The sequence below is a fragment of the Lactonifactor sp. BIOML-A5 genome, from assembly GCF_009677585.1.
Classification (GTDB): domain Bacteria; phylum Bacillota; class Clostridia; order Lachnospirales; family Lachnospiraceae; genus Lactonifactor.
The window spans coordinates 158,167-177,135 of record NZ_WKYV01000007.1 but is presented as its reverse complement, the minus strand read 5'-3'; the positions used below and the strand labels follow the sequence as shown (position 1 = coordinate 177,135).

General features: G+C 46.2%; 17 protein-coding genes. 7 read left to right on the top strand and 10 right to left on the bottom strand.

Annotated elements, in window-relative coordinates; genetic code table 11:
• Window positions 1-90: 90 nt before the first annotated feature.
• Genes GKG41_RS08110 through GKG41_RS08100 form a run of 3 tightly spaced genes read right to left on the bottom strand, consistent with a single transcriptional unit; the run spans window position 91 to window position 5,057 of the window.
• Window positions 91-1,302 carry a putative peptidoglycan glycosyltransferase FtsW gene (locus tag GKG41_RS08110; RefSeq protein ID WP_154258026.1) on the bottom strand — a complete coding sequence of 404 codons (1,212 nt, stop codon included), beginning with the start codon at window positions 1,300-1,302 and terminating at the stop codon, window positions 91-93.
• A gap of 38 nt (window positions 1,303-1,340) precedes the next feature.
• On the bottom strand, window positions 1,341-3,161 hold the full coding sequence (locus GKG41_RS08105; protein WP_154258025.1) for a glycerophosphodiester phosphodiesterase: 1,821 nt from the start codon (window positions 3,159-3,161) through the stop codon (window positions 1,341-1,343).
• A 33-nt stretch (window positions 3,162-3,194) separates the two neighbouring features.
• A complete protein-coding gene (locus GKG41_RS08100) occupies window positions 3,195-5,057 on the bottom strand; it encodes a diguanylate cyclase (RefSeq protein WP_154258024.1) in 1,863 nt (620 codons plus the stop codon).
• Window positions 5,058-5,322: 265 nt separating this feature from the next.
• Between GKG41_RS08100 and GKG41_RS23440 the strand changes: the two genes are divergently transcribed.
• From GKG41_RS23440 to GKG41_RS08085, 3 genes are read left to right on the top strand one after another with little or no spacing between them, the layout of a single operon-like run.
• Entirely contained in the window at window positions 5,323-5,595 is a 273-nt protein-coding gene (locus GKG41_RS23440) for a spore coat associated protein CotJA (protein WP_226903343.1), read from the top strand.
• Window positions 5,592-5,873 (top strand): spore coat protein CotJB, encoded by a 282-nt coding sequence (locus GKG41_RS08090; protein ID WP_154258022.1) that lies wholly within the window; start codon window positions 5,592-5,594, stop codon window positions 5,871-5,873. Before GKG41_RS23440 ends, GKG41_RS08090 begins: the two co-directional genes overlap by 4 nt.
• 3 nt (window positions 5,874-5,876) lie before the next feature.
• Window positions 5,877-6,500, top strand: a complete 624-nt coding sequence (locus tag GKG41_RS08085; protein ID WP_154258021.1) for a manganese catalase family protein — start codon at window positions 5,877-5,879, stop codon at window positions 6,498-6,500.
• A gap of 86 nt (window positions 6,501-6,586) precedes the next feature.
• On the opposite strand, the gene GKG41_RS08080 is transcribed toward GKG41_RS08085, so the two are convergent.
• The 4 genes from GKG41_RS08080 to GKG41_RS08065 are packed head-to-tail and all read right to left on the bottom strand — an operon-like array spanning window position 6,587 to window position 11,411.
• The gene (locus tag GKG41_RS08080) at window positions 6,587-7,372 is read right to left on the bottom strand and encodes an SDR family oxidoreductase (RefSeq protein ID WP_154258020.1); all 786 of its coding nucleotides are present in this window, start codon (window positions 7,370-7,372) and stop codon (window positions 6,587-6,589) included.
• Window positions 7,373-7,399: 27 nt separating this feature from the next.
• Complete coding sequence (locus GKG41_RS08075) at window positions 7,400-8,650, bottom strand: MFS transporter (protein WP_173015535.1); 1,251 nt, start codon at window positions 8,648-8,650, stop codon at window positions 7,400-7,402.
• A gap of 25 nt (window positions 8,651-8,675) precedes the next feature.
• Window positions 8,676-10,616 carry an NAD(P)/FAD-dependent oxidoreductase gene (locus tag GKG41_RS08070; RefSeq protein ID WP_154258018.1) on the bottom strand — a complete coding sequence of 647 codons (1,941 nt, stop codon included), beginning with the start codon at window positions 10,614-10,616 and terminating at the stop codon, window positions 8,676-8,678.
• A 39-nt stretch (window positions 10,617-10,655) separates the two neighbouring features.
• On the bottom strand, window positions 10,656-11,411 hold the full coding sequence (locus tag GKG41_RS08065) for an SDR family oxidoreductase (RefSeq protein ID WP_154258017.1): 756 nt from the start codon (window positions 11,409-11,411) through the stop codon (window positions 10,656-10,658).
• 345 nt (window positions 11,412-11,756) lie between these two features.
• Between GKG41_RS08065 and GKG41_RS08060 the strand changes: the two genes are divergently transcribed.
• The 4 genes from GKG41_RS08060 to GKG41_RS08045 all read left to right on the top strand — a co-directional run bounded on the left by GKG41_RS08060 (window position 11,757) and on the right by GKG41_RS08045 (window position 16,075).
• Complete coding sequence (locus GKG41_RS08060) at window positions 11,757-12,992, top strand: helix-turn-helix domain-containing protein (protein ID WP_154258016.1); 1,236 nt, start codon at window positions 11,757-11,759, stop codon at window positions 12,990-12,992.
• A gap of 82 nt (window positions 12,993-13,074) precedes the next feature.
• Window positions 13,075-13,554, top strand: coding sequence for a DUF1648 domain-containing protein (locus tag GKG41_RS08055; RefSeq protein ID WP_154258015.1), 480 nt, complete (start codon window positions 13,075-13,077; stop codon window positions 13,552-13,554).
• Between the two features lie 291 nt (window positions 13,555-13,845).
• On the top strand, window positions 13,846-15,372 hold the full coding sequence (locus GKG41_RS08050; protein ID WP_243140990.1) for a DUF1538 domain-containing protein: 1,527 nt from the start codon (window positions 13,846-13,848) through the stop codon (window positions 15,370-15,372).
• A gap of 10 nt (window positions 15,373-15,382) precedes the next feature.
• A complete protein-coding gene (locus tag GKG41_RS08045; protein ID WP_154258014.1) occupies window positions 15,383-16,075 on the top strand; it encodes a hypothetical protein in 693 nt (230 codons plus the stop codon).
• Window positions 16,076-16,078: 3 nt separating this feature from the next.
• Here GKG41_RS08045 and GKG41_RS08040 read toward each other — a convergent pair whose 3' ends face one another.
• The 3 genes from GKG41_RS08040 to GKG41_RS08030 all read right to left on the bottom strand — a co-directional run bounded on the left by GKG41_RS08040 (window position 16,079) and on the right by GKG41_RS08030 (window position 18,833).
• Window positions 16,079-17,437, bottom strand: coding sequence for an MATE family efflux transporter (locus tag GKG41_RS08040; protein WP_154258013.1), 1,359 nt, complete (start codon window positions 17,435-17,437; stop codon window positions 16,079-16,081).
• The gene (locus GKG41_RS08035) at window positions 17,434-17,883 is read right to left on the bottom strand and encodes a MarR family transcriptional regulator (RefSeq protein ID WP_154258012.1); all 450 of its coding nucleotides are present in this window, start codon (window positions 17,881-17,883) and stop codon (window positions 17,434-17,436) included. Before GKG41_RS08035 ends, GKG41_RS08040 begins: the two co-directional genes overlap by 4 nt.
• Window positions 17,884-17,969: 86 nt before the next feature.
• The gene (locus GKG41_RS08030) at window positions 17,970-18,833 is read right to left on the bottom strand and encodes a YitT family protein (RefSeq protein WP_154258011.1); all 864 of its coding nucleotides are present in this window, start codon (window positions 18,831-18,833) and stop codon (window positions 17,970-17,972) included.
• Window positions 18,834-18,969: the final 136 nt, after the last annotated feature.

The window sequence follows — 18,969 nt, the reverse complement described above, 5'->3', positions numbered from 1 at the left end:
CCGTATGCCACCTCGAGGAATCTTCCTCCAACCGAATACTTTGACATTCAAAGTATATCTGCTATTGCCCTTTTTGTCAACTATAATTTTCTATTCTTCCTGTTTCTGAAACTTTATCTGCCTGGATACACTGAGGGCAATTCCGATCTCCGTCATCAGGAATATAATGGATGTTCCCCCGTAACTGATAAAGGGCAGGGTAATTCCCGTGGTAGGTATCAGATTAATTACTACGCAGATGTTCAGGATAACCTGGAGGGAGATATGGCCGAAGATACCGCATACAAGCAAAGAGCCGTACAAATCCGGTGCATTCTGAGCGATAAACATCAGCCGGTACAGCAGATATGCAAACAGGATCAGAACTACAGCGCCTCCAAATACCCCAAGCTCCTCACAGATAATGGAAAATATCATATCATTCTGGGCTTCCGGCACAGCTCCCAGTTTCTGCGCGCTGTTTCCCAGGCCTTTTCCAAAAAAGCCGCCGGATCCTATAGCATAAAGCGCCTGCATGATCTGATATCCTCCGTCGCTGATATACTTTTCCGGCTCCAGCCATACAAGTACTCTTCGGATACGAAAGCTCTCACTGGTCTCCAGAGTCTTGGCAAGGATTGCCACTCCCCCTGCTATCAGAGCCGCTCCGCCAGCACCTGCTATAATAAAGGGTTTTGTTCTGGGATGGGCAATAAATATCATAATGACCGTGATTCCCACAATGATGATACCTGTACTCAGGTTATCTGTGAAAATGTAAGCAAGCGCTCCCAAAAAACCGCCCGCACACAGCAGCATCACGCATGCCTGCCATGTTTTAATCTGCTTCCCCATCTTGATAATCAAAAGGGGGATGAACGTAATCACCGCAATCTTTGCCACCTCCGAAGGCTGAAACTGAATGGGTCCAATCTTCAGCCATCTTCTGGCCCCATTCAGAACAATACCGAGAGGGGATTTTACCAGGACCATAAGCACAACTGCGGCCAGATAAATATAGGAGGCCAGCGGCATCAAAAGGTGGTAATCCAGCCGGGATATCACCAGCGCAAACAGGATACTGACCACACTGATCAGTGCCTGCTTGCCAAAATAAGCCATGTCATCTCCGAATTTCAGTTCCGCCACATAGGCGCTGGTGCTGTATAATATCACAAGGCCAAAGCAGGTAAGCAGGAGCACCACAGCCACCAGATTAAAATCATAATAGTCAATCTGCGCTCTTAACCGCTCTTTCGCCCTCTGCCTGGCTCTCGCACGTTTTTCTCTGCTTTTTACTATTGCCTTCACTTGTGCAAACATGAAGTTCCTCCGTTATTATTTTTCCGTTGTCTCAAGCTCTATATGCGAAGAGCATATTTCATCAGTTCCCAAAATCCTGTTCTTGTGTCACTCTCCTGGTCCAGTACTTTCCGCACCAGAACCGGGTTATCGGTAATAATATTATCTACCCCGCAGTTTATCATTCTCTTGACATCTCCCCTGTAGTTCACTGTCCAGGCGTGTACTTCCTTACCGCAGGCATGAGCCTCTGCAACAAAGTCCTCATCCACATAGGTGTGTTTCACACTAAAAAAATCAGCGTATTTAACATTGGCAATACTGCCGTAAGTCATGGTCATAATATAACCGGTTCTAATATCAGGGTTCGCCTTTTTGACCTGTTTCAGAAAATCATAGTTCATGGAAGTAATCACACAGTGGTCGGCAAAATCGTTCTTCTCTATCTCCCTGACTACCCGCTTTGCGATTCCTTTATTCTCACCATTATACTTAATCTCAATATTTAAGTCCAGCTTTCCTTTGGAAAAATTTATAGCGTCCTCCAGTGTGGGGATTTTTTCCCCTCTGAATTTTTTATGAAAACTGATTCCTGCATCCAGTTTATTCACCTGGGCATAGGTTACGTTCCATATATTTTCCTTCAGGCCAGCCGTTCGTTTCAGAGAATTGTCGTGGAGAAGTACAAGCACACGGTCCTTTGTCTCCTGCACATCAATCTCAGCATAATCACAGAGGGTATCGTTCGCATAGGCCAGAGCGCTGACCGTATTCTCAGGAGCCATCAATGCCCCTCCACGGTGGGCTGTAATCCCCACAGAATTCCATATATTCTCCGCAGCCTGGCGGCTCTGTATCATTACATAAACACCGTAAAAGCCCTCTGATACCAGCAGAATGGCAGTCAATACCCCGGCAATTTTTCTTCTCAGCCTCAGTCCCTTTGCTGTATGCCTCGGAAACAAAATCCGCTTCTTCCAGTTACTGACTGAATCGGGATAGGCTTTCTCATAAATCACAAAGACAAACGCTAGGGTGAGAACCAGTTCTACCGCACCTGCTGCCAGTCCCAGACCGATATCCAGCCACCTGCTGTAGGTCAGGACAGCACCTGCCGCCATAGCTGTAGATTTGGTCAGCATAGAATACAGGACCACAAATATAACTGCGATGAGATATACCGTCCCAACAATCAGAGCCACAAGTACATTAATCACCGCAATCCCAACAACCGTCTTTCCGGTATTCTTCCGAAATATTTTCAGGGCTTCGGGCACTCGTTTTCCTATTTTCCCCCCAGTCATAAAGCAGCTGGGAAGAATATAGATGAAAAGCAGGGAGAAAGCAAGCAGTAATCCGCATATGGCAAACAGCACCCAGTGCCATGGCACAGCCTTATAGAGCTGCTGCGCCGAAAACTGCAGTAATTTAATATAAGAGACCTCTCTCACAATGAGATGCAGCTCCATAATCGGAGCCGGCAGTGCTGCTGCAAGAATCCATGCCGTCTTATTTTTCCGGATCATGATAAAGGTCCTGTAGAGCCCTCCGAATAAAAGATCCCCCGGAGTCACCTTCTGCCTGTTGGCCGAGGCTTCAAAACAAGTGATCAGTGCCCCTGCTTCTATCAGAAGAAAAAACAGGATTTGGAGAAACACGGCCAGCACCAAAGCCACGGAAAGCGGATGGAGAATAAAGCTTGTATAATTCTCAGCCGTGAGATAGCTGAACCCCTGCTTTTTCAGAGAAAAGTCTATGGCTGTCTGCACGCAGTAACCACTGAGAAGAAATGTTGCAGTCCGGTACATAATCTCAAATACCAAAAGGCTTCCCATATTCTTCTTTACAATGTAATACAGACGGCCAAATAATTTTCTCATATACCCTTATACTTCTGCCTTTCTATTCTGAATTCAGCTCAAATCTCTGCAAGACATAAGAAACACCTCTTTTTGATCCAGCCAGGGAATAGCGGCCGCTGTTGCCATAACTTTCTTCCCCAGCACTTCGCTGTATAAAACCGCACTGACCTTTTTGCCTCCCTTCTTCAGCCGGAGGCTTGGACAATACTCACAGGGTGTGTCTCTGTGATAGAAGGCTTTATAGCATATGCTGCCCTCCGCAGCCTCACTCACAGCTTCCCTGGTAGCCAGATTCGCATATTGAATCTTATAGGTATTGCGTTCCACAGCATATATCCATTCTTCCTGATTGTCTAAGATCATATGCAGGCTGTCCAGCAGCTGCTCTTTCCTATCCTGGGCTCTTTTCTTCAAAAGAAAAGTCCCTACCATTTCCGCAATCAAAGAGAGGGTTCTAATCTGGGTTTGGGGCCAGAACCGATTTTCCCGGCACTCATCAAACCCTACATATCCTCTGTTTTTTCCTCCGTCCCGAATCAGACAGTGAAGCATAGATTTAATTCCCTGTGCATCCAGGATGTCAAACTGTTCTTTTGTCATCTCCCGAATGTTCCTGCAGTAATATATGCCATACTCATCAAAATTGTCATAGTAATCTCCCAGCACTGCGTATGGCACCCTCTGCAGAAACTCTTTCTGCGGTGCAATTCCTTCTGAGCACCATTCAAAGGTATTGGTACAATATGTACCGTCTTCTGAATCCTCAAATATATAAACTCTGCTTACATCCATCTGTCTGCCCACAATTTCAAGAATCAGCGGAATAGATTCTTCAAGATTGTCACCATTATAAAGGATGTGAAACACATATTCTGCCAACTGGTAGGGCAGCACACCCAGATTTTTGTCGGATTCTATCTCCTTTTCCCCAGAGGGTGCAAACGACTTCACCTCTGCTGCAGTCAGCGACTGAGGAAGCATACCCTTTTCATATACAGCATATCTATTCTTCCCCTTTTTCTTAGCATAATACAGTGCCACATCTGCATTTTTGAAGATTTCCTGAAAGGTTCTGCCATCTTTGGGTATCCTGGCAATGCCGATGCTGCAGGAGATCTGCTGCTTATCCATCTCCTTATTCATCAGTTTCCCAAAGGCATCCAGTATAGCTTTGGCCTTCTTTTCTGCATCCTCTGTCTTTTCTATCCCCCACAGGAGTACTGCGAATTCATCGCCTCCCACTCTTCCCACAATATCGTTGCTCCGCACCAGATTTTTCAGGCTTCTGCCGGCCTCTGCCAGCATTACATCCCCGTTCAGGTGTCCGAATACATCGTTGATCTGCTTGAAATTATCTATATCAATGATAAAGAATGCACCCTGCTCTCCTTCCTGCATATGCAAAAGCTTTTCTTCTGTCAGATTCTGCACCGTTATCTTATTGTACAGACCTGTAAGAGCATCCCTCTGCGCCTGTTCTCTAAGCTTCAGGGACTCCTTTTTCATATGATCGATATCCGTCAGTATGCAGTAGAAGACCTGGCTGCCGTCTTCTCTGTTTACTATCTGCCCTTTATCGTGAATATAAAGAAGCTTTCCGTCTCTGCAGATTATCCTGTACTCAATCTCTTTTTGATCACTATATGCCAGCTGCTTTTCCACCTTTTCCCAGGTTTTTTCCAGATCCCCGGGATATATCATACGGGAGAATTCATTTTGAAACCGTTCGGCAATCTCCTTTCTTGTATATCCCGTCATCTTCAGAAAACCGTCACTGATAAAAAGCAACTTTAATTCCCTGGTATATTCACAGCACATAACTCCCCCAGGAATATTCTGAATCAGCGCATTCATGTCCTTTGTCTTTTCTTTTAATTCCAAAGACTTCTGTTCTACCAACTCGTGCAGATTCATGAGTTTTTCCCCTTTCCAAATACCAGTAAGGCAACCTGAGGAACAGACAGCGGTTTATATAATACAACCGCTGCACTATTTCATACCATACCCCGGCAAAAAGCTCTGCCTGTAACCGGGTCCCACCTACTGCTATTGTACTCATATGTAATTTACACTCATTCTACCCTTTTCAGCCGGAAAAGGCAATCGTTCCGCGGAACATTTTCCATGAAAAGACATAGGATAGTACTGTAATAACTTAAATTTTGTAAAGGATATGCTTATGGACAAATGCAGAATGAATAATTATCCAGGGTACCGTCCCTATTATCCCCCTCCATGCCCGTCCAGGACTCCGGAACCGCGTACCGCATCCCCCTGTAAACCGGCTATGGACTGTGATTACTCTGTTGTCAACTCTCTCCCCCTGGCTATGGGATATGTACCCTGTCAGAAGTTCCGCTCTACCTTTGAGCTCTGCAAAGCTCTCCAGGTAGGAACCATTTTCCCGGAACTTTGCAAGCCATTTACAGGAAAGCAGGTGATGCATCGATGAATGGAAATAACAAACCATGTAAAGAACAATTACTTCAGCTGATTAACGAAGTCAGCTTTGCTGTAGACGATATTCTCCTATATCTGGATACCCATCCGGATGATGAGAAAGCCCTTGCCTTCTATCAGGAAAAAGTTGCAATCCGCAAGGAAGCCCTGAAGGAATACGCTGCCTATTACGGACCTCTGACCATCGATACTGCAGATGACGCCTGCAGTACCTCCTGGGAATGGGTTATGCAGCCCTGGCCCTGGGAAGTGAAAGGAGGTTGTAAATAATTTATGTGGAATTATGAAAAAAGATTACAGTATCCGATCAATATCACAAAAACAAACGCTAAAATAGCACAGGTTATCTTAAGCCAGTACGGCGGCCCTGACGGCGAGATGGGCGCCTCCATGCGCTATCTTTCACAGCGGTTTACCATGCCGAACAGAAAGGCTATGGGTGTACTGAACGATATAGGTACAGAAGAACTGGCACACCTGGAGATGGTATCCACCATCGTTCATCAGCTCACCAAAGACCTGACTCCGGAAGAAATTATGCAGCAGGGCTTCCAGAACTACTACGTAGACCATACCGTAGGCATCTGGCCTCAGGCTGCAGGAGGGATACCTTTCAACGCATGCGAATTCCAATCAAAGGGGGATCCCATCACAGACTTATTCGAAGACATGGCAGCAGAACAGAAAGCCAGAACTACCTATGACAATATTCTGCGTCTGGTTAAGGATCCTGAGGTTGCAGATCCTATCCGTTTCCTGAGAGCCAGAGAAGTGGTTCACTTCCAGCGATTCGGGGAGGCTCTGAGGACTATTCAGGAAGAACTGGACTGCAAAAACTTCTACGCCTTTAATCCCAGCTTTGATTTTCCAAAAAAATCTGGCTGTGACTGCAAATAAGCAGAATGCGGCCCTCCGGGCGCAAAAAGCCACCGGGATTATTTTCTTCCCGGTGGCTTTTAGATCATTTCCTTATGTTTACATACTTAGCAGAGAGCATCCATGCCTCCGTCCAGACGGATTCCTGATCCCATAATATGGGAGGATAAATCAGAGGCAAGATAGAGCGCCAGATTTGCCACTTCCTCCGGCCTGCAGTACCTTTTATCCAGATAATCCTTTCCGAATATTTCTTCACATTCTTTATGTGTCTTTGTATCTCCGAAGGTGTTTTTTTCAATCCTGTTAATCATAGGTGTATCAACTCCTCCAGGGCAGATATAATTACAGTGCACTCCGTGAGGACCCAGTTCCAGAGCAACTGACTTTGTCAGCCCGGCAACCGCATGCTTGGATGAGCAATAGGCGCTCATTCCGGCAGCTGTGGTATAACTTCCATTAGACGCAATGGTAACAATTGCCCCGCTTCCCTGTTTTACAAGATAGGGAGCTGCGAATTTCATGGCATACATAACACCGAATACATTGACATTGTAGACTGCCATATAGGACTCAAAGGTGCAGTCCGCGATCTCCTCGTATTTCCCCTCATATCCGGAGTTGGGCACGAGGACATCTATCCTCCCAAACTGCTGATAAGCCCCGTCGATCCAAGCCTTCACCTCTTCTGGTTTCGTGACGTCAGCCACAAATGTTTTTAGATTTTCCGGAGCAATGTCCAGATTCTTGACAAATGCATCCAATTTTGCCTGACTTGTAGATGAGACTGCCAGTCTGCAGCCCTCTCCCGCAAACGCTCTGCAGAGCGCCTGCCCTATCCCGCCGGTACAGCCATTGATGGCAACGACTTTATTTTGCAGTTTTAAATCCATAAATACCTCCTCTTTCTATTCAAAAAGCTATTTTTTTAAGGGTGACAATTTTAATGCGGCCAGCAGCAGTATCATTCCAATGCCGGTTGTCACGGCAAATACAATCCATGCAAGGCTCATACCTCCCTTGGAAGCCAAAAGCACTGCCATTACCGGTGACGCCAGAGCCTGGCCAATATATACGGCGACCATCAAGGTTGCGGAGATCTGCGCAAATTCTTTTGCCCCGAATGCTGCAGTTCCCACAAAAGAAGGAATGCTTGCACATACAGGATAAGCGGCGGCAGCAAAGATAACCGTCAGTACCATCAGATACGTGGCACCGCTTACGGGCCATAATATCATACAGATAAAGGTAAGTATAAATGCAGCGCACACATAAATGATGAAGCCACTAGTCCCAAGCTTATTGGAAATTGTTCCGGCAGCCATCAAAAGTAGTCCCGCCAGAAGCAGATAGATGGCATTCCAGTTTGCGGCCCCGGTAGCTGTCATTCCGTTCATCTGCCACCAGGTTGGAGCATAGGACAGGTATGCTGTTCCCCCTATTGTTGAGAAAAGCAGGGCCGCCACAAGTACTTTAAAAGAAGTGGATGATATGGCCTCTTTATAGGATACCCCAGGAAGTTTTGCCGCTTCTGTCTGTGCAAAGGCACTGTCCCAGCCCAAAGGCTTTTGTCCCTTCTCATCTGTTGTCTTAATCAGAAACAGAACTGCAAACAAACCGATGATCAGTACAAGAACAGAGAGTACGCGATAGCAGTTTTTATAATCTGTAACTTTAAATAGCTGTCCTGCCAGAAAAACCCACACTGCAGCACCGATACCTGCTCCTGAAAGTACCATGCCGGTAATCTGAGCCCGTTTTTCTACAAACCACTCTGCAATCACCGATGAGCAGACCGCATGCGTGCCGAATGTTATGGAGAAAGAAGCCAGTGCACCGGCTAAATACATGAGAATCAGGCTTTGTACATTTGCACCCGGTGTAACAAAGGTATACAGCTGCATATGTGCCGCACACGCCAGTATGGAGATAAACATAGTTTTCCGTGCACCCAGTTTTCCGAGGGCTTTAATAGCTGCAAGACTCAGCACTACATTGCATATAGTATTAACTGTACCGATCTGGCCTACAGCACCGATGGAGTGTTCACTGTAAGCTGACAGAGATGCCAGGAAAGTCCCCAGGGTGGTACAAGCCCCCAGATTAACAAAAATCACAAGAAATGCCCCTACTGCGGCTTTATAACCAAAAAATCCTTTTTCTGTCTTCACTTTGTCCTCCTTGTGTTTTCCTTCCTTATTGGAGCGCCATCGCAGCGTAGAAGCCTTCACGGATTGCTTTGCCCGCTTTGCCCGCCTTCAGACAGTCTCCGATTAAGGTTGTCTTCAGAGGGTATTTTTCTGCAATTGCCTCAGCCACAGAACTGTTGGGTTTTTGTCCAAAAGCAGTAATTACTCTGTCCGCCGCAATCACCTTTTTCTCCCCCACTGCGGTCTCAACAGATACTCCTTCCTCTGTGACTCCCGACACTTTTGTATTTGTCAGAATTGTTACTTTATATTCGGCCAGAAGCCTGTCCAGACTCAACTTGTTGATCATCATTACATCCCGGGCACAGGCATCCATCATTTCTACTATAGTAACCTTCTTCCCTTCCATTGCCAGCTCAAGGGCCGTATCACAGCCTGAAAGCCCTCCCCCGCAGACCACAACATGTTCCTCCTCAATCCCCCGGATGTGCGCCTGGGTCACATCTATTACTTTTTTGTCATCCATCCCGGATATACAGGGCACAAACGGAACGGAGCCGGTAGCTGCAAAAATCTCATCCGCCACCGCAAGACACGGATCCTGAGGAGAGACCTTTGTATTAAACTGGATCTTAACTCCCAATTTTTCCAGCTGAATTCCGTACCATTCCATGAGATCACGGATACGCTTTTTAAAGGGTGCGCTGGCAATAGCTCTGAAGGTTCCTCCTATTCTGTCGGATGCCTCGTAAATTGTCACATCGCATCCCCGCAGGGCAGCAACTCTGGCAGCCTCCAGCCCCCCCGGTCCTGCTCCGATAACAGCAACCTTCTTTGGAGTAGGGAGCGGTGTAATCTCTAAGGCGCCTTCCATGCAAGCCTGTATGTTAACCGTGCAGGAAAGCTGTGTCAGCCTTCCGAAAATACGTCCGATGCACTCTTCATTACAAATCAGACAGGGACGGATGTCTTCCCTGTGCCCTGCTTTCAGCTTATTTGGAAAATGAGGATCTGCAATAAGCTGACGTCCGAAGCTGATAATGTCTGCGTTTCCGGATTCCAGCAGTTTCACTGCGGTCTCCATAGAATGGTTGCCTGCATTAATGATTGGGATACTTACATGCCTTCTGGCCTCCTCACAGACATATGCCATACAGGCCTCACCGGTATAACAAGTGGGAAAAATATAATCCATTGTCTCATAGCAGCCGGAATCGATATCAATAGCATCTACCCCGGCTTGCTCCAACAGCCGGATGATAGGCATAGAATCCTCCAGGGTACGTCCTCCCTTATACATATGGTCCAGGGAGATACGAAACAGGATGGGGAAGTAAGGTCCTACCACTTTTCGGATTGAATCCACAATTTCCGTGGCAAATCTCACCCGGTTCTCCCAGGATCCCCCATACTCGTCTGTACGTTCATTCCATTGGGGAGAGATAAATTGATCTACCAGATATCCGGCATGACCATGTACTTCCACTGCATCAAAGCCCGCATTTAGAGCAAACTGAGCAGCAACGGAAAAATCTTTCATTATGTCTTTAATTTCTTCTGTCTCAAGAGGGCGGCAAATCATATCCGGATTGTAAAAAGAGGGGTTTGGGGATGCTGAAATAGGAACTCTCTCTCCAATATCCGGCATACCATTTCTTCCTGTCCCACAGCTGAGCTGAAGACAAATCCTGCCTCCCCATCTGTGTATACGCTCGGTAAGCACCGTAGCTTTCGGGATTGCCCTGGTACTGTGAAGTGCCAGAGTAGGGCCTCCCTGTGCAGTTTTTTCGTTGAGGAACATGGCTCCTGTCATAATGAGTCCTGCTCCTCCCTTCGCCCTCTCCTCATAGTATCGGATGCCTTCCTCACTATCTGTGCCGTCTACCATGGGAGTAAAAGTTCCCATTCCAGACATCATGATTCTGTTTCTCAGACGCATTCCATTGATTTTAATTGGCTGTAATAATTTATTGTAATTGTAATTCATCTCACACTCTCCTTATCTGCCTGTTATCCTTCTGTCTGTTTATATGGCAGTCCATCCGCCGTCGCAGGTTAAAATAGCACCTGTTACATATGTAGATTCCTTTGCCGCCAGAAATACAACGGAAGAATCCAGTTCCCCATCCCTGCCGGGACGGCTCATAGCAGTTCTTGTAACGATAAATTCATTCATAGACTGCATAGCCTCAGGACCATTAGCCTCTGATGCAAAAAATCCGGGACAGAGGGCATTTACCGTTACTCCCTTTTCTGCCCATTCAGTGGCCGCCTGGCGGGTCATATTAATGATACCTCCTTTGGCTGAAGCATACGCAATAACGGGAAGCTCTTTCAGACCGCCTTTTCCCAGAATGGAGGCAATGTTTATAACACGGCCGTACCCTTTCTCCAGCATTACCCTGCCAAAATATTTCATGCAGTAAAATGCCCCGTCAAGATCCAGGGAAAGTACCTTTCTCCACTCCTCGTCCGGAAGCTCTTCCAAAGGAATACAGCTTCCTCCCCCGGCATTATTCACAAGGATATCTATCGTTCCCAGTCCAGACACTACCTTTTCCACAGCTCCTTTGATCTGTTCTGTATCAGTCACATCGCAGGCAACCGGGAGGCAGGATACCCCAAGTGCCTCAATCTCCTTCGCCACTGCTTCCAGCTTATCCTTTCTCCTGGCTAAAATTGCCACATCAGCTCCCTGACGTGCCAATGCCAGCGCAAACTGACGTCCCAAACCTGCCGATGCCCCTGTCACAACTGCAACATTACCCGTTAAATCGAACATAATTGTTCCTCCTTTTACATTGACTCTTTTTATTGTTTCCGCTGGTACCAACAACGTTTTGTTAATTATATGTCAATCCCTTGGCTTCGTCATCAGTAATACTAGAAAAATGCATCTGCTATTTTTGTGCATCTGCACAACGGCACAGCACTGTCTTCTATTGTGCTATCTGTATACTTTTACTCCTGTATATCTGGTAAACCCACCATTTTTATATAAAGTATTTGTGATCTGCTTAACAATCTATATCATTTTCAATAATTTGGACTGGCATTTACGGTTTTCTATGGATATAATAAAAGATATAAATTATTGTTATATGTATTTTTGTACAAGGAGGCATGTATGGCAGATTCCATTGATTTTTTAGAGCTATATGAAAAAATATTTAGAGTACTCCCACGCAATAATATCCAGAGGCTTATGGAAGTCTGTTATGAAGTCATGGGTGTCCCGATACTGACCGTAGATGTCATGTATAACCTTTTGGGCATTGCCCCTAATGTAAAAACCGGAGATTATCAGTGGGATTACCTTCTGGAAAATAAAGGCTATGAAACAGATATGATTGTACGCCTGTATGAGGATGGAATTATGCAGTCCGTCAATAACCGGAGTGCGCCTTATGTGGTTGACTGGGGTTCCTGCAGGGATAATCCCAAGATTCAGGGCATCGTCAAAGTAAATGATATCTTGGAAGGATACGTCACTATGCAGTGCACATACGATCAGATCACCTCCGACCGTCTGAAAGCCATGGATATTATCATGAATGTCTGTGCTCTTTTTTTCCGTGAGAGCGATTCTGAAAGCAGTATGCCCTACACATATCAGAAAGTATTTGCAGGAGAATTATTTAATCACCGTATTAAAACTCCCAGACAGCTTACCATGTGGCAGAAGGATATGAACTGCGACTTAAATCCTCCCTATCAGATCTTTGCTGTCAGTACCTATGATAAAAGTGAGAAAAATGTATTGTCCTACATTCGGAAACTGAGTCAGCAGTTTTCTCCTTACCAGTTCGCACTGATTCAGGAAAATATTCTCTATGTGCTTCACTATAATATGAAGAAACGACCGAGAGGAAATTCTGAGGAAACTTTATTTGTTAAAACGCTGCGCAGGTTTAACGGCTGCTGCGGAGCCAGCAGGTACTTTGACGATCTTCTCTGCGCTTCAGACTATATTAAACAGGCTGAAGACGCTATGACACTGGGGCAGTCCATGGGCAGACCCAATGGTGTCCACTATTATGAAAACCTCTATCTGCCGGCAATACTGGCTCCACGGCTGTCTCAGATGCCACGGACCAATTATATCTCCCCTGCCATCCCACTTTTGGAAACTTATGACAGTGAAAACTCCACGGAATTTTTAAAGACCCTGGAAGCCTATACCAAAAACCTGTTCCGAACCTCTGAAACAGCCGCACAGCTTCACATTCACAGAAACACCCTGCTTTACAGGGTACAGAAAATAGAGGAGATTGGAGATTTTTCCCTGAAAGATTACAGCACGGTTTTACACCTTATGATTAGCTTTTATATGCTGGATCTGGAAAATAATTATAATACATAGATGATTTCATGATATAATGAGCGTTAGCGAGGAAAACTTGCCCCCACGTTTGACGAACGGGGGAATTGGAAGGAGCTGAAACATGAAAGAAATCATCACTCTACCGGACACCAGGTTCCACAAAGCGATTCGTCTTGTCAGCCTTCTGCTTATCATTGGAATGTTCCTGAATATTATTCTTTTCTGGCGCACGATTCCCAATCAAATCCCCGGGCACTATAACAGTGCAGGAGAAGTAGACAGGTGGGGCAGCAAAGGGGAGCTTTTTCTCATTCCCATCCTGACTTTTTTTATGTTTGTGGGTATCTCTGTGCTGGAAAAGCATCCGTCTGTGTGGAATACTGGTGTTGCCATCACCAGCAGGAACAAAGACAGCGTATACCGGTATATAAAAAACATGATTGCTGTACTGAAGCTTATAATGACTGCTGTTTTCGCCTACTTATCCTTCTGTACCGTACACCTACTGCCGCTTTACAGGCATTTTACAGCACTGAGTCTGATTGCCGTATTCGGCAGTATGGCATACTATCTCATACGAATTCTAAGGGTGCCCAGGTAAATGCCGTGCATGGCAGCAAGAAAGAGGACGCTTCTGCCGGAGCTTTGACCGTCTTGAGCTCCCGCATAGATCAATCTTAACAAAATCTGCACAGAACTTCTGCATAGAATCATGTATACTATAAAGCAGGAGTGTAATCTCCCGCTTATCCCGGCAGTTTCTAAACACATACAAGGTTATACCAATCTTTTTCTGTTTTAATCATCCGGGCTTCCTGATCCGGTATGCCGGAATAAGTGGGTCTTACACTGGCTGCTGTTCATCCTGTCACCAGAAAGGAGGAGTCTCTATTTGAGATTGCACCATCGACTGAAAGAAAAAGTCCTTGAGTCTGTCTCCTCTGTCCTTCCTATTACTGTAATCGTCTTGATTCTAAGTATCACTATCGCACCCTTAACCCCGGGAGCTCTTATCTTATTTATCTTCGGCGCTGTGCTGCTGATTCTGGGTATGGGTTTCTTTACCTTAGGGGTAGATATGTCTATGATTCCTATGGGCGAAGGCATAGGAGTTCAGATGAGCAAGTCCAAAACCATTCTTATTTCTCTGGCCGTCTGCCTTATTCTCGGTATCTTGATTACCGTGGCAGAGCCGGATCTTCAGGTACTGGCCAACCAAGTACCCGCCGTTCCTAATCCAGTATTAATTTTTACCGTAGCTGCCGGAGTCGGAATCTTTCTCCTCCTGGCGGAAGTCAGAATGTTATTCCAGATCCCATTATCCTACACTCTGGTATTTTTCTATGCCATTGTCTTTCTTATGGCTTTCTGTACTCCGGATTCGTTTGTCCCTGTATCATTTGATTCGGGAGGCGTGACCACCGGCCCAGTCACCGTTCCCTTCATCATGGCTTTGGGAATTGGTATGGCGTCTGTCCGCAGCGATAAGAATTCTAACAGCGACAGCTTCGGCCTAATCGCGCTGTGCAGCATCGGACCTGTTATGGCAGTTCTACTGCTGGGGATCTTTTATCACCCCTCGGAGGCAGTGTACGCCCCTTCAGAGATTGCTGTAATTGCCACCACAAAGGATGCCGCCCATGAATTTATCACAGGAATTCCCCATTATGCAGGGGAAGTAACAACAGCACTGCTTCCGATTATTTTATTATTCCTTGTTTTTCAGCTGCTGTTTCGCCGCTTTCACAGACACCAGCTGCTGAAGATTGTGTCTGGTCTGGTTTATACCTATATAGGTCTGATCCTTTTTCTTACCGGCGTCAATGTGGGATTCATGCCCGCCGGACAGCATATCGGCGCTGCCATTGCGCAAAGTCAGTATAAGGTATTGCTGATTCCCATCGGTATGCTCATCGGTTATTTCATCGTAAAAGCCGAACCTGCCGTTCTCGTCCTCACAAAGCAGGTTGAGGAGATATCAAACGGCTCCATCTCCCAAAAATCAATTGAGCACAGTCTTTCTATCGGCATCGCCCTTTCTGTGGGAATTGCCATGCTAAGGATCCTAACCGGAATATCTATCATGTGGTTTTTAATCCCGGGATACCTGATTTCTCTGATAATGACCTTTTTTGTTCCTCAGATTTTTACAGGTATTGCCTTTGACTCCGGAGGTGTGGCCAGCGGGCCAATGACGGCAACCTTTCTTCTCCCCCTGGCAATGGGGGCCTGCGAGGCTGTGGGGGGCAATATTCTCACAGATGCTTTTGGAATTGTGGCCATGGTGGCCATGACCCCTCTTTGCACGATACAGCTTCTGGGACTCACCAGCCGTTTAAAAGATCATCTTCCCCCACGGCAGCCCCGGGCAAAAGAGGAGATGGAGGATTGTATTCTGTATTTTGACACCGAAGATTAGGAGGTAAGAGATGACTGCAAAACAAGAACCGCTGAAACTAATGGTAACCATTGCCGAACGCCACCAGGGAGCCGTGCTGGCCGACTTTTATACAAATCAGGGAGTCTTCTGGCATTATCAGTGCTGTGGTTTCGGTACCGCATCCTCTGATCTGCTGGATGTATTGGGCTTTGGCAGCCCGGAAAGAGACATTTTGCTAAGCCTTGGAACCGCTTCCTGCATTACCAGGCTTTTATATGACCTGAACACGGAGCTCAGAGCCCAGGTTGAGGCCAAAGGCATTGTTTTTGACATTTTGCTCACAGGAATTAACCAGCTGGTTGCTTCCGTTTTCTACGAAAATAAGGGGGAAATCCCTGAGGATACTGCGAAAGGAGAGATTACTATGACTGCTTATGGAGGGTCACACAGCCTGATTCTGGTTGCTGTCAACCAGGGACATACCGATGATGTCATGGATACTGCGAAAAAGGCCGGTGCAAGAGGCGGAACTATCCTCAAAGCACGCTGGCTGGGTACGGAAGAGAGCAAGCACTTTTTCGGCTTTACTCTGCAGAATGAAAAAGAGGTGGTGATTATTGTAGTTCCTGCCCAGAACCGGAATCTTATTATGGAGGAAATCAATAAGGCCCACGGTATCAGCTCCGAAGCACAGGGCATGATCTGTTCCGTGGGCGTAGATCAGGTAGTAAGGCTGACGTAACGGTCAGCCCAGCTTATGATATTCTCTGTAAAACAGAATTGAGGTAACAGATACCGCAAGAAAGTCCGCGATTGGTTCCGCAAGAAATACGCCCAGTACCTGATTTGGTATCAGATGGGGCAGTATAAATATCAGTGGAATCAGTAAAATAACTTTTCTGAGCAGCGCAAGAAAAACAGAGGTTTTGAAATTCCCCAGGGCGATAAACGTCTGCTGGCACGCAATCTGTATTCCAAAAAGAAGGGATACTGCCATGTAGATGCGGATCGCCCATTTTGTATATGCCGCAAGCTCTGCATTGCCGGTAAATATAGCGATAAACACCTGGGGAACAAAGATACTGATGGCCCACAACAGAGACGAATAAATCATAGAGCTTTTCAGCAGCAGATGAAACGCTTCCTTTACCCTCTGAATATTCTCCGCTCCGTAATTAAAGCTGATGATAGGCTGTGCCCCCTGCGTCAGCCCCTGGAGAGGAAGCATAGAAAACTGCATCACACTGGTAAGGATTGTCATGGCTCCTACAGCAATGTCACCCCCGTATCTCAGCAGGGAAGTATTAAAGCATACGGACAGTATACTCTCTGTAAACTGCATGATAAAAGGGGCCGCCCCCAGTGCCAGACTGGGAAAAATATATTTTCCTTTGGGACGCATATTCTTAAGACGGATTCTAAGGGTGCTCTTTGCTCCTGTAAGGAACTTTACAACCCAGACAGAGGATACCGCCTGGGATATAATCGTGGCAAGAGCCGCCCCCCTCACTCCCATATCGAGCCCAAAAATAAAGATGGGATCCAGGATAATGTTGCAGACAGCTCCGATTGCTACAGTCAGCATCCCTGTCTTGGCGTATCCCTGGGCATTAATAAAAGCATTCAGTCCCAGTGACAGCTGAACAAATATAGTGCCGATGGAATAGATCTGCATATAGGCCCAGGCATAGCTGATGGTATTGCCGCTGGCTCCGAACATCAGGAGAATGGGTTTTCCGAAGGCCAGAAATATGACTGTGAGAAGTATGGCCAGCACCGCCAGCATGGTGGTACAGTTTCCCATGATCTTCTCGGCCTCTTCGTTCTTCCCTTTTCCCATCATAATGGACGCCCTTGGGGCACCTCCCATGCTCACAAGGGCTGCAAATGCAGAGATGGCCATTATCACAGGCATAGTGACCCCCACTCCGGTAAGCGCATTGGGGCCTATATCCGGAATATGACCTATGTACATCCTGTCCACCATATTATACAAAACATTAATGATCTGGGCTAAGATAGCCGGCAGCGCCAGCTTAAAAAGAAGGCTGCCTATCTGATCCGTTCCCAGACTGGCTTCCTTCTGTGTCTTATCATGACTCATGACAATTGCTCTCCTTTCAGCATTCTCTCAACATTCTCAATCATCAGCCTTAAGGTATCATTGGTTACTTTCTTATATTCTTCCGGGATTCCTTCCTCCAGCCTGGCTGCCAGCTGCTCCTGCGTCTTCTGCAGGTCACCTACGATCTCAGGATCGCTCAGCTTCAGGTGGATAACCCTGTGATCCCTCTCATCTCTTCGGGTAGTCAGATACCCTCTGGCTGTAAGAGATTCCACGGATCTGGCCACCAGCCCTTTGGATATTCCCTTACACCTGACAATATCCCGGGAAGTGTCCAAGGCCGGAGCATTGTTGTATAAAAACAAAAGTACAATCATCTCATTGGGCGTGAATCCGTAGGAAGCCAAGGCCTCCTGAAAATATTTTCGGTAAAGTTTTTCTAACTTTATGAATTTGTCGAAATAACCCCTTCCTAATTCCAGCATTCTCTCTTCCCTTCCAATAGTTTTTCAGTAAACAGTTTACCCGTAAACCATTCTATGCCTTTCCCCTGTTTTTGTCAATTCCTATTCTATAAATATTCTTTTTTGCTGGTGAATCCCTTCCCCTTTACTTCTTTTACCGGGCTTACAATCATAAATGCTTCTTCGTCAATCTTTTGTACCTCCTTGTTCAGCCTCTGAAGCTCACGTCCGGAGATTACGGTAAGGATCACAGGAAGGCTGCTGCGAAGATATCCGGTTTCCCCGTGCAGCAGGGTGGAGCTGCGATCCAGTTTTCCAAGGATCATCTCATTGATCTCCTCATATTTTTCACTGATAATTTTTACCTGGGTTTTGCTCTGGCCCATAAGAAGGACTTTGTCCAGAACCATGGTGTAAAGGAATACCAGAAGCAGTCCGTACAAAACCTGCTCCTGAACGGAAAAAAGGATCTGCAGCAGCAGAATCCCGCAGTCACACACATACATTACAGCTGAGATGGGAAGCCCCCAGATCTTGTTGCATACCAGAGGAGGAATGTCCATCCCACCGGTGGAAGCTCCCGCACGAATCACAATCCCTATGGCTGTTCCAATCATGACACCTGCGTACAGAGCCGACAGCATGTGATCCGAAGTCACGTTTGCCAGAGCCGGCACAGATTGAAATATCCCAAGTACGACGGGATAATAAAAGGTACTGATGATCGTTGTCATTGCGAATTTCTTTCCCAGAATAAAAGCCCCTACAAGAAACATCAAAACGTTAAACACGCTCACAAAGCCTGTGACCGGAATCTGAAAATAGTGGTTGGCCACGATTGCAAGACCTGTGGTACCTCCTGTAATTAATCCATTTGGGAGGATAAACATGGTAACTGCAAGCGCATAGATGGTATTGCCCAGAATCACCATCCCTACATCCTTTCCTGTTCTAATAACCTGTTCCTTCATTATTTTCCTCCTTTTTACTGTGCTGATAAATTAGTACTCTATTCTGATAAATCAGAAAAGAAAAAAGCCATGCCGGGTATTGGCATGACCGTTCTTATCCTTCTATCTATCTGATTGCTGTTACATTTGATTCTAT

What these genes read in the sequence shown, in the direction of transcription:
- GKG41_RS08080 (WP_154258020.1), bottom strand. Translation starts at nt 7,372, where the DNA reads ATGGATTTAAAACTGCAAAATAAAGTCGTTGCCATCAATGGCTGTACC.
- GKG41_RS08055 (WP_154258015.1), top strand. Translation starts at nt 13,075, where the DNA reads ATGAAAGAAATCATCACTCTACCGGACACCAGGTTCCACAAAGCGATT.
- GKG41_RS08060 (WP_154258016.1), top strand. Translation starts at nt 11,757, where the DNA reads ATGGCAGATTCCATTGATTTTTTAGAGCTATATGAAAAAATATTTAGA.
- GKG41_RS08045 (WP_154258014.1), top strand. Translation starts at nt 15,383, where the DNA reads ATGACTGCAAAACAAGAACCGCTGAAACTAATGGTAACCATTGCCGAA.
- GKG41_RS08110 (WP_154258026.1), bottom strand. Translation starts at nt 1,302, where the DNA reads ATGTTTGCACAAGTGAAGGCAATAGTAAAAAGCAGAGAAAAACGTGCG.
- GKG41_RS08070 (WP_154258018.1), bottom strand. Translation starts at nt 10,616, where the DNA reads ATGAATTACAATTACAATAAATTATTACAGCCAATTAAAATCAATGGA.
- GKG41_RS08085 (WP_154258021.1), top strand. Translation starts at nt 5,877, where the DNA reads ATGTGGAATTATGAAAAAAGATTACAGTATCCGATCAATATCACAAAA.
- GKG41_RS08040 (WP_154258013.1), bottom strand. Translation starts at nt 17,437, where the DNA reads ATGAGTCATGATAAGACACAGAAGGAAGCCAGTCTGGGAACGGATCAG.
- GKG41_RS08030 (WP_154258011.1), bottom strand. Translation starts at nt 18,833, where the DNA reads ATGAAGGAACAGGTTATTAGAACAGGAAAGGATGTAGGGATGGTGATT.
- GKG41_RS23440 (WP_226903343.1), top strand. Translation starts at nt 5,323, where the DNA reads ATGGACAAATGCAGAATGAATAATTATCCAGGGTACCGTCCCTATTAT.
- GKG41_RS08035 (WP_154258012.1), bottom strand. Translation starts at nt 17,883, where the DNA reads ATGCTGGAATTAGGAAGGGGTTATTTCGACAAATTCATAAAGTTAGAA.
- GKG41_RS08065 (WP_154258017.1), bottom strand. Translation starts at nt 11,411, where the DNA reads ATGTTCGATTTAACGGGTAATGTTGCAGTTGTGACAGGGGCATCGGCA.
- GKG41_RS08100 (WP_154258024.1), bottom strand. Translation starts at nt 5,057, where the DNA reads ATGAATCTGCACGAGTTGGTAGAACAGAAGTCTTTGGAATTAAAAGAA.
- GKG41_RS08090 (WP_154258022.1), top strand. Translation starts at nt 5,592, where the DNA reads ATGAATGGAAATAACAAACCATGTAAAGAACAATTACTTCAGCTGATT.
- GKG41_RS08105 (WP_154258025.1), bottom strand. Translation starts at nt 3,161, where the DNA reads ATGAGAAAATTATTTGGCCGTCTGTATTACATTGTAAAGAAGAATATG.